General features: G+C 67.3%; 10 protein-coding genes and 1 riboswitch. Of the genes, 5 read left to right on the top strand and 5 right to left on the bottom strand.

Annotated features, from left to right (window positions below):
• Positions 1 to 39: 39 nt before the first annotated feature.
• The 3 genes from PWS46_RS23900 to PWS46_RS23910 are packed head-to-tail and all read right to left on the bottom strand — an operon-like array spanning position 40 to position 5,056.
• A complete protein-coding gene (locus tag PWS46_RS23900) occupies positions 40 to 3,114 on the bottom strand; it encodes a multidrug efflux RND transporter permease subunit (RefSeq protein ID WP_434624064.1) in 3,075 nt (1,024 codons plus the stop codon).
• Between the two features lie 10 nt (positions 3,115 to 3,124).
• On the bottom strand, positions 3,125 to 4,360 hold the full coding sequence (locus PWS46_RS23905) for an efflux RND transporter periplasmic adaptor subunit (protein WP_434624066.1): 1,236 nt from the start codon (positions 4,358 to 4,360) through the stop codon (positions 3,125 to 3,127).
• 6 nt (positions 4,361 to 4,366) lie between these two features.
• Entirely contained in the window at positions 4,367 to 5,056 is a 690-nt protein-coding gene (locus tag PWS46_RS23910) for a TetR/AcrR family transcriptional regulator (RefSeq protein ID WP_434624068.1), read from the bottom strand.
• Between the two features lie 250 nt (positions 5,057 to 5,306).
• Here PWS46_RS23910 and PWS46_RS23915 point away from each other — a divergent pair, with 250 nt between their 5' ends.
• The 3 genes from PWS46_RS23915 to PWS46_RS23925 all read left to right on the top strand — a co-directional run bounded on the left by PWS46_RS23915 (position 5,307) and on the right by PWS46_RS23925 (position 8,708).
• Entirely contained in the window at positions 5,307 to 6,494 is a 1,188-nt protein-coding gene (locus PWS46_RS23915; RefSeq protein WP_434624070.1) for a urate hydroxylase PuuD, read from the top strand.
• A 67-nt stretch (positions 6,495 to 6,561) separates the two neighbouring features.
• Positions 6,562 to 7,896, top strand: a complete 1,335-nt coding sequence (guaD, locus tag PWS46_RS23920; RefSeq protein WP_434624072.1) for a guanine deaminase — start codon at positions 6,562 to 6,564, stop codon at positions 7,894 to 7,896.
• A 26-nt stretch (positions 7,897 to 7,922) separates the two neighbouring features.
• Positions 7,923 to 8,047, top strand: a riboswitch (yybP-ykoY riboswitch).
• Positions 8,048 to 8,129: 82 nt separating this feature from the next.
• Positions 8,130 to 8,708 (top strand): manganese efflux pump MntP, encoded by a 579-nt coding sequence (locus tag PWS46_RS23925; protein WP_434624074.1) that lies wholly within the window; start codon positions 8,130 to 8,132, stop codon positions 8,706 to 8,708.
• A gap of 208 nt (positions 8,709 to 8,916) precedes the next feature.
• On the opposite strand, the gene ahpF is transcribed toward PWS46_RS23925, so the two are convergent.
• Positions 8,917 to 10,512, bottom strand: coding sequence for an alkyl hydroperoxide reductase subunit F (ahpF, locus tag PWS46_RS23930; protein WP_434624076.1), 1,596 nt, complete (start codon positions 10,510 to 10,512; stop codon positions 8,917 to 8,919).
• A 402-nt stretch (positions 10,513 to 10,914) separates the two neighbouring features.
• Positions 10,915 to 11,478, bottom strand: coding sequence for an alkyl hydroperoxide reductase subunit C (gene ahpC / locus PWS46_RS23935; protein ID WP_434624078.1), 564 nt, complete (start codon positions 11,476 to 11,478; stop codon positions 10,915 to 10,917).
• A 236-nt stretch (positions 11,479 to 11,714) separates the two neighbouring features.
• Between ahpC and PWS46_RS23940 the strand changes: the two genes are divergently transcribed.
• On the top strand, positions 11,715 to 12,626 hold the full coding sequence (locus tag PWS46_RS23940) for a hydrogen peroxide-inducible genes activator (RefSeq protein WP_434624080.1): 912 nt from the start codon (positions 11,715 to 11,717) through the stop codon (positions 12,624 to 12,626).
• A 116-nt stretch (positions 12,627 to 12,742) separates the two neighbouring features.
• Positions 12,743 to 13,651: a prephenate/arogenate dehydrogenase family protein gene (locus PWS46_RS23945; RefSeq protein ID WP_434624081.1), complete on the top strand. Its 909-nt coding sequence runs from the start codon at positions 12,743 to 12,745 to the stop codon at positions 13,649 to 13,651.
• The last annotated feature ends 95 nt before the right edge of the window (positions 13,652 to 13,746 follow it).

Genomic DNA, 13,746 nt, shown 5'->3' on the forward strand with positions numbered 1-13,746 from the left:
GGGAAGGGGCCTGTTTCGTCTACGGTTCCCGACGCGGCGTCAGGTCGTGCTGCGCATCTGCTCCGCGCGGCTGGAGCGGGAGGCCGCATAGTGGTCCGTCGCCAGCAGGGTGTAGACCGCCGGCAGGACGAACAGCGTGAACAGCGTGCCGATCAGCATGCCGGACACGATCACCAGGCCGATGGAGAAGCGGCTGGCCGCACCGGCCCCCGCCGCGGTCAGCAGCGGCAGCAGGCCGACCACCATCGCCGCGGTGGTCATCAGGATCGGGCGCAGGCGGACGCGGGCCGCGTGCTCGATCGCGGTGCGGCGGTCCACGCCTTCGTTGATCTGCATCTCGCGGGCGAATTCCACCAGCAGGATGCCGTGCTTGGAGATCAGGCCGATCAGGGTCACCAGACCGACCTGGGTGTAGATGTTCATGGTGGCGGCGCCGAAGAACAGCGGCAGCAGCGCGCCGCAGATCGACATCGGCACCGACACCAGGATCACCAGCGGGTCGCGCAGCGATTCGAACTGCGCCGCCAGCACCAGATAAATCACGATCAGCGCGAAGGCGAAGGTGACCATCAGCTGGTTGCCCTCCGTCACGAACTGGCGCGATTCCGACAGGTAGGCGTGGTTGAAGCCGGCCGGCAGCTGGGTGCGCGCCTGCTCCTCAAGGAAGTCGACGACCTGCCCCATCGAGACGCCCGGCATCGGCACGGCGGAGAAGGTGGCCGAGGGAAGCTGGTTGTACTTGTTCAGCGCGTTCGGCTCCACCGCCGTATCCACCGACACCACGGTGGACAGCGGGATCTGGGCGCCCGATCCGGAGGTGACGTAATAGTTCGTCAGCGATTCCGGCGTCAGGCGGTCGGCCCGCGGCACCTGGGGAATGACCTCGTAGGAGCGGCCGTTCAGGTTGAAGCGGTTGACGTAGTTGCCGCCGACCAGCACCGCCAGCGTGTCGCCCACCGACTTCATCGACAGGCCGAGGTCGGCCGCCTTGGCGCGGTCGATCTTCAGCCGGACGACCGGGCTGTCATATTGCAGGTCGGTGTCGGTGACGATGAACATTCCGCTCTTGGTGGCGGCGTCCTTGATCCGCTCGATGGCGTCGAAGATGGTGCGGTAATCGCCGGGGCTGGAGATCACCATCTGCACCGGCAGGCCGCCGGTGGAGCCGGGCAGGGCCGGCGGCGACACCAGGAACACGTTGATGCCCGTCACCTTGCCCAACTCCGCCTGGGCCAGCGGCTGCAGTTCCTTGGCCGACCGCTTGCGTTCGTCCCAGGGCTTCAGGATCATGCCGGCGAAACCCTGGTTCAGGGTCGGCATGCCGGTCAGCACGAAGCGGGTGTCGGTCTCCGGAAACTTGGCGAAGGTGTCGTCGATCTGCTTTCCGAAGCTGTCGATATAGTCGAGGTTGGCGTATTGCGGCGCCTTGGAGATGCCGAACAGGATGCCCTGATCCTCTTCCGGCGCCAGTTCCGACATGGTGTTGGCGAACAGGTAGCCGACCGACAGCAGGATCCCCAGCGCGAACAGCAGCGTCGCGGCGCGATAGTCCAGCATGCCGTCCAGCCGCCGCTCGTACCAGCCGGCCAGCCGTTCGAACTGGCGGTCGAGGAAGGCGGCGAAACGGCCCGGCTTTCCCTCCTTCAGGATGACGGAGCACATCATCGGCGACAGCGTCAGCGCCACGACGCCCGACACGATCACCGACGCGGCCAGCGTGAAGGCGAATTCGCGGAACAGCGCGCCGGTCAGGCCGCCCAGCAGGCCGATCGGGGCATAGACCGCCGCCAGCGTGATGGTCATCGAGATGACCGGCCCGATGATCTCGCGCGCACCGATCAGCGACGCCGCGACCGCCGATTTTCCGTGCTCTATGTGCCGGTGGATGTTCTCCACCACCACGATGGCATCGTCCACCACCAGACCGATGGCGAGCACCATCGCCAGCAGCGTCAGCAGGTTCAGCGAGAATCCCAGCGCCAGCATGAAGGTGGCCGCACCCACGATGGACAGTGGGATGGTGACCACCGGGATCAGCACCGACCGGAGGGATCCCAGGAACAGGAAGATGACGACGATGACGATGGCCACCGCCTCGAGCAGCGTCTTCACCACCTCGTCGATGGAGGCCTGGATGAAGCGGGTGCTGTCATAGACGATCTCCATCTTCATGCCGGGCGGCAGGTTGCGCCGCAGCTCCGGCTCCATCTTGCGGATGTCCTCGACGATGTTCAGCGGGTTGCCGGTCGGGGTGGAATCGACGCCGATGAAGACCGCCTGCTGCCCGTTCATCGACACGCTGGCGTTGAAGCTCTTGGAGCTGAGTTCGACGGTGGCGATGTCGCGCATCCGCACCAGCGCCCCGTCCTTCGCCTTCACCACCATGTCGCGGAACTGCTCCACGTCGGTCAGGCCGGTGTTGGCTGTGACGTTGGAGATGACGAAGACGCCCTTGGTCTGGCCGGGAGCCGACTGGTAGTTGTTGGCGGCGATGGCCGCCGACACGTCGGCCGGCGAGATGTTGCGCGCCGCCATCTTCGTCGGGTCCAGCCACAGCCGCATGGCGAAGGTCTGGCCGCCCAGGATCTGGGCCTGCGCAACGCCGTTCACGGTGGACAGCACCGGCTGCACCACGCGCGTCAGGTAATCGGAGATCGCGGCTTCCGACAGGTCGGGGCTGGAGAAGCCCATATAGAGGATCGACGTCGTCTCGCCGGTCGATTTCAGGATGACCGGGTCGTTGGCCTCGCGCGGGAGCTGGTATTTGACCTGCTGCACCTTGGCCATCACGTCGGTCATCGCGACGTTCGGGTCGAAGTTCAGCCGGACATAGGCGGTGACGACGCTCTGCCCCTGGGTGGAGGAGGAGGTGAGATAGTCGAGACCCTCGGCCGTCGCCACCGCCTGTTCGATCGGCGTCGCGATGAAGCCCTGCATCAGCTCCGGCGAGGCGCCCGGATAGCTGGTGGTGACGGTGATGACCGTGTTCTGCAACTGCGGATACTGCCGGATCGGCAGCTCCAGCATCGAGCGGAGGCCGACCAGCAGGATCAGCAGGCTGACCACGACCGACAGAACGGGCCGGCGGATGAAGATGTCGGTGAAACTGCCCATGGCATCGGCCTCAGTTCTGCGGCAGGGTCTGCGGCGGCGTGAGCGGATTGCTCTGCGCCTCGACGACCGCGGCGCCGTTGTCCAGCTTCAGCTGGCCGGACACCACGACGCGGTCGCCGGGATTAAGGCCGCTGCGGATCTCGACCCGGTTGGCGAGGCGGTCGCCGGTCTTCACCGCCTTGCGCTCCACCACCATCTGCTCCTTGCCGTCCTCGGTCTTCTTCTGCGTCGCGACGAAGACGGAATCGCCGTAGACCGTGTAGTCGACCGCGGTTTCCGGCACCGTCAGCGTGTTGGGCTGCGGCGGCAGGACGACGCGGACGCTGGCGAACATGCCCGGCCGCAGCTGGCGTTCGCGGTTGTCCATGGTCGCCTGCACCTTCACCGCGCGGGTGTCGGCGCTGACCTGCGGTTCGATGGTGGTGATCTTCGCCTCGAAATCGCGGCCGGGCAGGGCGTCGACGTTGATCAGCACGCCCTGGCCGACCGACAGCTTCGGCAGCGCCTGCTCGGGCAAAGTGAAGTTGATGTAGAGCTGCGACAGGTCGGTCAGGGTGACGATGGTGGCGCCGGGATTGACGTAGTCGCCGACATTGACCTGCCGGATGCCGAGTTCGCCGTCGAACGGCGCCTTGATCAGCTTCTGGCCGATCAGCGCCGTCGTGCGCTTCATGTTCGCGTTGATCTCGTCGAGCTGCGCCTGATACTGGTCGACGTTGCTCTGGGGCGTGGCCTGGCTGCGGCGCAGGTCGCGGTAGCGCTCCAGGTTCAGCTCGGCCAGACGCGCCTGGGCGCGCTGGGCCAGCAGGTCGGCCTGCTCGGTGGCGTCGTTCAGCTGCACCAGCGGGTCGCCGGCCTTGACGCGGGACCCCGATTCGAAGGGGATGCGCTCCACCCGGCCGGCGACCTCGGGGGCCACCGTGACCTGACGGGCCGCCTGCAGCGTGCCGATGGCCGGCAGATATTTCGGGATGGTCTGCACCGTCGCCTCGGCCAGAGCCACCGGGGTGGGCGGCGGCTTGTTGTTGGCGAAGAAGTCGGCGATGGCCTTGGCGCGGAAGCTGTTGAAGCCGTACAGCCCGGCCCCCAGCAGTCCGAGGATCACCAGCGTGATGACGATGCGCAGGGTCAGCCGCCCGCGCGTCACCGGCTTGCGCGGCGGCGGAGGGGGAGGCGTCCCGCGGCCCGGCTCGGACGCCGGGTGGCCGAATGACGTCTCGGTCTTTGGCGAATGGTCCAGGGTCACGATCGGCTACTCCGGTCTCTCGGGTGTGGGGTTGTCGTTCTTGGAGCCGCACTCGCGGGCGGCAATGATGTCGTCGCGCAGGCCGAGGCCGCGCAGGATGAACCAGACGGTCTGGCGGGCAAGCTCCGGCCGGCCGCAGGGATAGGGCACCACCGTCCCGCCGGACAGGCAGACGGTCGCCATCATTCCGCACAGATGCTCGGCGAGCCAGAGCCCGTTCTCCGCATCGATCGGCCCCGGCGCAAGGTCGCCGCAGGCGACGGCGGCGGCGATGGATGCGGCGAAACAGGGCAGGAAGCGGCTGCGGATGCCCTCATAGACCTGCCGCATGAACTCGCCGTCCTCAAGCAGGCTGATGATCGACAGACGGTGGCGCGCCCGCTCGTCGGGATCGGACGGCACCTCGATCACGAAGTAGTTCACCAGCCCCTGGATCATCTGCACCAGCGTGCCGGTGCCCGGCGGCAGGGCGACCAGCCGCTCATATTCCGGGTCGCCGTCGATGCAGCTGAGGAAGATCGCTTCGTACAGCGAGGCCTTGGACGGGAAATGCTTGAAGATCAGCGCCTCCGACACGCCGGCGGCCTGCGCGATCTCGCGTGTGGTGGTCGCGGCGAAGCCCTTGCGCGCGAACAGCGGCAAGGCGGCGTCGAGGATCGCCCGCTTGCGGGCGCCGCTGTCCAGGCGTGGGGCCATCGGGGGCTTTGAATCAGTCGCTAGTGATAAGTGAGTGCTTACTCACCTTTGCTGGCGGAGGTATAGCTTGGGTGCGGCATTCTGTCCATGGGGTTTGGTAGGACCAGCGCGGGTCTCCTGCCACTTCCCCTGCCAACCTCCGATCTTTCGTCATTTTTTGAAGCTGTTGGGACGGACGAATGGTTTTCCGCACCCGCACACTCGCCGTACAGTCAAGCCATCGATCTCGACCGGAAGGAGCGTGCGCGCGATGGAGCCCATCCTGTGGGAATGGATCAACGCCCTGGCGCGGTGGCTGCACGTCATCACCGCCATCGCCTGGATCGGATCGTCCTTCTACTTCATCCATCTCGACGCCTCGCTGCGCAAGCGGACCGGGGCGCCGGCCGGGACGGCGGGGGATGCCTGGCAAATCCACGGCGGCGGCTTCTACCACATGACCAAATACATGGTCGCGCCGCCGCAGCTGCCGGAGGATCTCACCTGGTTCAAGTGGGAATCCTACGCGACGTGGCTCAGCGGCTTCTTCCTGATGTGCGTGCTGTATTACCGCGGCGCCGACCTGTTCCTGATCGACCAGGACGTGATGGCGCTCAGTCACTGGCAGGCGGTGGCGATCAGCGTCGGGGCGCTGGTGGCGGGCTGGGTCGCCTATGACCTGATGTGCAAGTCGCCGCTGGGCCGCAACGACGGGGCGTTGGCGATTGCCGGGTTCGTGATGCTGGTGGCGACGGCCTGGGCGATGACCAGGGTCTTCAGCGGGCGCGGCGCCATGCTGCAGGTCGGCGCCCTGATGGCGACGATGATGGCCTGCAACGTCTTCATGCTGATCATCCCCAACCAGCGCAAGACGGTGGCCGCCATGCTGCGCGGCGAGACGCCGGACCCGTCGCTGGGCAAGAAGGCGAAGCAGCGGTCGCTGCACAACAACTACCTGACCCTGCCGGTCGTTTTCCTGATGCTGTCCAACCATTATCCGCTGGTCAGCTCCACCCGCTACAACTGGGTGATGGTGGCGCTGGTTCTGGTGGTCGGCACGGCGATCCGCCACTTCTTCAACAGCCGCCATGCCGGCAAGCCGACGCCCTGGTGGACCTGGGGAGTGGCCGCCGCCGGCATGCTGGCCTGTGCGTGGCTCAGCACCATGGGCCCGGCGAATGGCGATACGGCTGCGGCTGTGCCGGTCAAGGTCGGCTTCAATCAGGTCGAGGAGATCGTCTCCACCCGCTGCAGCATGTGCCATGCCGCCCAACCGGTGTGGGAGGGCATCGCCACCCCGCCGCGCGGCGTCGTGCTGGAGGGCGACGGCATCCGCCGCCATGCCGAGCAGATACGCCTTCAGGCCGGCTTCAGCAGCGCAATGCCGCCCGCCAACGTCACCGGAATCACCCCGCAGGAACGCGCGGTGTTGGCGGCGTGGTCGGGCGACATTAAGTAACCGCCCGCTCCAACCCTCTCCCGGGGCGGGAGAGGGTATGTGTTGTCCCTAACTGAACCGGATCTCCATGCCCGATCACCCCATTTCCGCCGCCATCCGTGGGCGCCTTCTCAGTTTCCATCGCGCGCCGGCCGGGCCGGGGGACTTCGATTGCCTGACCTATCACGAGGATGGGCTGCTGCTGGTCGGGGCCGACGGGCGGATTCTGGAGGTCGGAGACTGGGCCGATCTGCGCGGCCGGGTGCCGGAGGGGGTGGCGGTCGACGATCATAGCGGCAAGCTGGTGCTGCCGGGCTTCATCGACACCCACATCCATTTCCCGCAGACCCAGGTGATCGCCTCCTATGGCGCCCAGCTGCTCGACTGGCTGGAGAAATACACCTTCATCGAGGAGCAGCGCTTCGCCGATCCGGCCCACGCTGCCGCCAATGCCGCCTTCTTCATGGACGAGCTGCTGCGCAACGGCACGACGACGGCGGTGGTCTATGGTTCGGTCCATCCGCAGTCGGTCGACGCCCTGTTCGCGGAGGCCGAGGCGCGCGGCGCCGGGATGATCGCCGGCAAGGTGATGATGGACCGCCACGCTCCCGCCGCCCTGACCGACACCGCCGACAGCAGCTATCGCGACAGCAAGGATCTGATCGGCCGCTGGCACGGCACCGGGCGCCAGCGCTACGCGGTGACGCCGCGCTTCGCCATCACCTCGACCGAGGCGCAGCTGGAGGCGGCCGGCGCGCTGCTGCGCGAGCACCCCGGCGTCCATATGCAGACCCACCTGTCGGAAAACACCGACGAGATCGCCGAGGTGGGTCGCCTGTTCCCCGGTGCCCGCGACTATACCGACGTCTATGACCGCTTCGGGCTGCTGGGGCCGACCTCGCTGTTCGGCCACTGCATCCACCTGTCGGAGGCGGAGATGGAACGGCTGTCAGAAAGCGGGTCGGTCGCCGTCTTCTGCCCGACCAGCAACCTGTTCATCGGCAGCGGCCTGTTCGACCTCGACGCCCTGTCGAAGCCGGAACGGCCGGTGCGCACCGCCATCGCCACCGATGTCGGCGGCGGCACCAGCTATTCCATGCTGCGCACGGCGGCGGAGGCCTACAAGGTGCTGCAGTTGCGGCGCCAGAACCTGCCGGCGCTCGCCGCCCTGCATTGGATGACCCGCGGCAATGCCGAGGCGCTGGGCATGGCGGACGAGATCGGCAGCCTGGAGCCCGGCCGCTGGGCCGACCTCGTCGTGCTCGACCCCGCCGCCACGCCGGCTATGCGACATCGCATGAAGGCGGTGGATGGGGATCTGGAGGAAGAGCTGTTCATCCAGGTGACGCTGGGCGACGACCGTTCGGTGGCCGCCACCTATCTGCGCGGGCGCAATTCGCACCTGCGGCAATCGGGCGCTTGACCCAAGCCCCTAGTCCTTGTAGGAGTTCCCCCGTCATTGGGGAGTAGCCACCCGCCGGCGGTGATCCGGTGGGGTTCGCGTCAACAGACTTGGACGGTTCCGGCCTCCGGCCGCTACCGCCATGGCGCGCACGGCGGCCAGAGGGCCGACCCGGCGAGACCAGTGGATCGGGCATCTCCGCGGCCAGCCGGAGTCCGTCCGATTCCACTGTGTTGTCTGGCCCGGGAATAGCCATGATCGCCACGTCCCTAGCGCTCGCCTTCAGCCTTTCGATGGATAGCTTCGCCGCCGCTCTCGGCCGCGGGGCCTGCTCGCGCCGGTCCGGCCTGCCCGAGGCGGTGCGCGTGGGCGCGGCCTTCGGCGCCTGCCAGTTCGCCATGCCGCTGGTCGGCTGGGGCGTCGGCATCGCCTTCGCCAGCCTCGTGGAATCGGTCGATCACTGGATCGCCTTCGGCCTGCTGCTGGCGGTCGGCGGCGCGATGCTGCGGAACGCCATCATGGACGGCGAGGAGGAGGGCGAGGAGGATTGCGGCCCGGTGCGCAGCGTGCGGGCCGAATGGCTGGCCCTGCTGACCACCGCCGTCGCCACCAGCATCGACGCCGCCGCCGTCGGCGCGGGTCTGGCGCTGGTCGACGTGGACATGGTCACGACCTCGGCACTGATCGGCGTGGTGACCTTCGCGGTGGCCTTCGGCGGCGTGCTGATCGGCAAGGCCGCGGGCAACCATCTGGGCCGCTGGGCGGAAATGGCCGGCGGCGTGGTGCTGATCGGCCTGGGCGCGAAGATCCTGCTGGAGCATACGCTGGGGTGAGTGCTACGGCGTTTGCAGATCACCACGCGACGCCAAGTCTCTGGAATCAAAGCTGCCTCCCGTCATCCCCGCGGAGGCGGGGATCCAGAGCTTCCCCTGTAAGGGCTTGTAAAGGCTGGATTCCCGCCTTCGCGGGAATGACGGTCAGGGGGAAGCGCCAGCATACATCAAGAGCCGGGGCGACGCATCGCCCCGGCTCTTTCAGTTATTACTCCGCCGCGATGGTCTCGCGTACGGGTTCCTCGGCCGGGACCGTGCGGATCAGGTGGTCGAAGGCGGCGAGCGCCGCTTTGGCCCCTTCACCCATGGCGATGACGATCTGCTTGAAGGGCACCGTCGTCGCGTCGCCGGCGGCGAACACGCCGGGCAGCGAGGTCTGGCCGCGGTTGTCCACCTCGATCTCGCCGCGCGGGGTCAGCGCCAGCGTGCCCTTCAGCCATTCGGTGTTCGGCACCAGACCGATCTGCACGAAGATGCCTTCCAGATCGACCCGCTTCAGTTCGCCGCCGTTCCGGTCCTTGTAGGACAGGCCGACGACCTTGTTGCCGTCGCCATGCACCTCGGTGGTCTGGGCCGACAGGAGAACGGTGACGTTGGGCAGGCTGTGCAGCTTGCGCTGCAGCACCGCGTCGGCGCGCAGCTGGCTGTCGAACTCGATCAGCGTGACGTGCGAGACGATGCCGGCGAGGTCGATGGCCGCTTCCACACCGGAATTGCCGCCGCCGATCACCGCCACGCGCTTGCCCTTGAACAGCGGGCCGTCGCAGTGCGGGCAATAGGCGACGCCCTTGTTGCGGTATTCCGCCTCGCCCGGAACATTCATCGAGCGCCAGCGGGCGCCGGTCGACAGCACCACCGTGCGGGACTTCAGCGAGGCGCCGCTGGCCAGCTTCACCTCGATCAGCCCGCCTTCCTGCGCGGCCGGCACCAGGGCGGTGGCGGTCTGCAGGTTCATCACGTCGACCTCATAGTCCTTGACGTGCTGCTCCAGCGCCGCGGCCAGCTTCGGTCCCTCGGTGTGCGAGACCGAGATGAAGTTCTCGATCGCCATGGTGTCGAGCACCTGACCGCCGAACCGCTCGGCCGCCACGCCGGTGCGGATGCCCTTGCGGGCGGCGTAGATGGCCGCCGCGGCGCCGGCGGGGCCGCCGCCGATCACCAGCACCTCGAACGGGGCCTTGGCCTTGATCTTCTCGGCGGCGCGGGCGACGGCGCCGGTGTCGAGCTTGGCGACGATCTGCGCCACGTCCATGCGGCCCTGGGCGAAGGGCTCGCCGTTCAGGAAGACGGTGGGAACCGCCATCACCTGCCGCTGCTCGACCTCCTGCTGGAACAGCGCGCCGTCGATGGCGACATGCTTGATCCGCGGGTTCAGCGCGCTCATCAGGTTCAGCGCCTGCACCACGTCCGGGCAGTTCTGGCAGGACAGCGAGAAATAGGTCTCGAAGCGGAAATCGCCGTCAAGATTGCGGATCTGCTCCAGCAGTTCCTCCGACTCCTTGGACGGATGGCCGCCGACCTGCAGCAGGGCCAGGACCAGCGAGTTGAATTCGTGACCCATCGGCAGGCCGGCGAAGGTGACGCCGATGTCGGTGCCGTCGCGCTTGATGGCGAAGGAAGGCCGGCGCTCGTCGGCGCCGCTGCGGTCCAGCGTGATCTTGTCCGACAGCGAGGCGATGTCTTCCAGCAGGCCGAGCATTTCCTGCGACTTCGCACCGTCGTCCAGCGACGCCACCAGCGTGATCGGATTGGTGATGCGCTCCAGATAGGCCTTCAACTGCGTCTTCAGATTGGCGTCCAGCATGGCTTTCGTTCCCAACGTTTCGTGTCCGGGCCGGATCGCCTGCGCGTAATCGCGGCGGTCCGGGCGGAGAAAATGGTGGCCCTAGGCGGAAGAGCCGGTCGGGCGGGCGGTCTGGTTTTGAAACAGTGAAGAGGTCGGAATGTCATCGTCCTCCCCGCGCAGGCGGGGATCCAGGCTTTGAAAGGACTGCGACAAAACGCGCGCCTGGGTTCCTGCCTTCGCGGGGATGGGGAAACCGATGACGGACCTGATGGCGGGGAGGCTTCGAAAGCCGGCCCGCAAAAACATGCCCTAGCGACCGACGGGCCGATCAAGGGTACTGGTGCTCATTCCCGCCGGAGCGGGGTGGGAGCCGGCCGAAGCCGGCCCCCGATCCTTAGGATTTCCCTTTACAGGGAAACCTTAGATCTTGCCGACGAGGTCGAGCGACGGGGCGAGGGTCTTCTCGCCTTCCTGCCACTTGGCCGGGCAGACCTCGCCCGGGTGGGCGGCGACGTACTGGACGGCCTTGACCTTGCGCAGCAGTTCCTTGGCGTCACGGCCGACGCCGCCGGCGGTGATCTCGACGATCTGGATCTTGCCGTCCGGATCGACGACGAAGGTGCCGCGGTCGGCCAGACCGACTTCCTCGATCAGGACCTCGAAGTTGCGGCTGATCGCCAGCGTCGGGTCGCCGATCATGGTGTACTGGATCTTGCCGATGGCCGGCGAGGTGTCGTGCCAGGCCTTGTGGCAGAAGTGGGTGTCGGTCGAGACGCTGTAGATCTCGACGCCCAGCTTCTGGAACTCGGCGTAGTTGTCGGCCAGATCCTCCAGCTCCGTCGGGCAGACGAAGGTGAAATCGGCCGGATAGAAGAACACGACCGACCACTTGCCCTTCAGGTCGGCGTCGGTCACGTCGATGAACTTGCCGTTCTTGAACGCGGTCGCCTTGAAGGGCTTAATCTCGCTGTTGATCAAAGACATTTGTGTTCTCCGATGGATGCGATGAATGGTTGTCGCCTCGATCTCCGGCCGGAGGCCGTGACCTGCCCGACTTAGTGCGGCGCACCGGGTCGAACAAGAGGGCCTGCCTTGTGGCCAGGGGAGGGGGCGATGTTCCCGTGTCCCGTTGACCCGTGGAGGAATACGGGAAATCTGTTATCAAGAGAAGTAGAAAATACCAATTGGATTGATCGATAAAACCGATTATATAACCCGGCATGAAACCGCTCCCCACCCTGCGCCAGCTCCGCTATCTCGTCGCCGTCGTCGACCGCTGCCATTTCGGGCAGGCGGCGGAGGCCTGCCTCGTCAGCCAGTCGACGCTGAGCGCCGGCTTGCAGGAGCTGGAGGATCTGCTGGGCGCCACGCTGGTGGAGCGCACGCGCCGCTCCGTCCTGCCGACGCCGCTCGGCCGCGAGATCGCGGAGCGGGCGCGGCAACTGCTGAAGGGGGCGGAGGAGCTGGTGGACATCACCCGCTCGGCCGCCGATCCGATGTCGGGCGCGCTGCATCTGGGAGTGATTCCGACCATCGGCCCCTTCCTGATCCCCCGCGTGATGCCGGCCCTGCGCGAGGCCTTCCCGCGCCTGCGTCTCTATCTGCGGGAGGATCAGACGGCGCGGCTTCTGGAGCAGCTGAATGCCGGAAAGCTGGATGCGGCGCTGCTGGCCTTGCCCTATCCGATGGGCGATCTGGAGACGGAGGACATCGCGGAGGACCGCTTCTCCTTCGTCTGCCCGACCGGCCACCGGCTGAACGCCGGCGATCCGGCCGAGCCGGTGACGGTTCCGTCGGAGGATCTGCTGCTGCTGGAGGACGGCCACTGCCTGCGCGACCATGCCATGGCCGCGTGCGCGCTGGACGCCACGCCGCACAACACCGCCTTCGAGGGCACCAGCCTGCACACGCTGGTGCAGATGGTGGCGAACGGGCTGGGCGTGACGCTGCTGCCGCAGATGGCGGTCGATTCGGGCATCCTGCGCGGGCTGGATCTGGCGGTGCGCCCGCTGGCCGGCGGCCGGCCGGGGCGGCGGATCGCGCTGGCCTGGCGCCGCACGTCCGGCCGGAAGGAGACCTTCCAGCGGCTGGCCGAAGCGCTGCGGGCGGAGATGACGCGGAAGGACGGCTGAGGGCGACGGCTTAGGAGAGGGCCGCGCTCAAAGTATCGCTTGGTCCGGCGGGCGCGAGGTGGTTTAAACGGGACGGTTTTTCGCCCGTTCACTCCGCTTTCGGGACACCCCGCGTCATGTCCATCACCGACACCGTTCCCGCTCCTGGCCCCCTGTTCGACCGCGTCGCCATCATCGGCATCGGTCTGATCGGCTCCTCCCTGGCACGGGCGCTGGCGGAGTATGGGATCGCGCGGCAGGTGGTCTGCACCGACCGCAGCGCCGGGGCCTGCGCCAAGGCGCTGGAGCTTGGTATCGTGGCGGAGGCCTCCACCGATCCGGCCGTGGCGCTTGCCGGTGCCGATCTGGTGATTCTGTCGACACCGGTCGGCAGCTATGCCGCGGTGGCCGAGGCCATCGGGCCGCTTCTGCAGCGCGGGACCATCGTCACCGACGTCGGTTCGGTCAAGCAGGCGACCCTGCGCGACGTCGGGCCGCATCTGCCGGACGGCGTCCATCTGATTCCCGGCCACCCGGTGGCGGGCACCGAGCATTCGGGACCGGAGGCCGGCTTCGCCACCCTGTTCCAGGGCCGCTGGTGCATCCTGACCCCGCCGTCCGGAGCCGACCGCAACGCGCTTGAGCGGGTGACGGAGCTGTGGCGCCGCGTCGGCTCCACGGTGGAGATCATGGAGGCCAGCCACCATGACCGCGTGCTGGCCATCACCTCGCACCTGCCGCACCTGATCGCCTACACCATCGTCGGCACCGCGTCGGACCTGGAGGAGGACACCAAGTCCGAGGTCATCAAGTTCTCGGCCGGCGGCTTCCGCGACTTCACCCGGATCGCCGCCAGCGATCCGGTGATGTGGCGCGACGTGTTCCTGAACAACCGCGAGGCGGTGCTGGAGATCCTGCAGCGCTTCACCGAGGACCTGACGGCGCTGCAGCGCGCCATCCGCTGGGGCGAGGGGCAGCAGTTGCAGGACCACTTCACCAAGACCCGCGCCGTGCGCCGGGGGATCATCGACGCCAAGCAGGCGTAAAGGCGTGGGGCGGCCGGCGGCTTGAGCCGGTTTGCATCGAACCCAATCCCGAGCCCCCTTCGGCCGTCATTCCCGCGAAGGCGGGAATCCAGACC

Origin of the sequence: Azospirillum sp. B2RO_4, assembly GCF_051124815.1 — a bacterium.
Classification (GTDB): domain Bacteria; phylum Pseudomonadota; class Alphaproteobacteria; order Azospirillales; family Azospirillaceae; genus Azospirillum.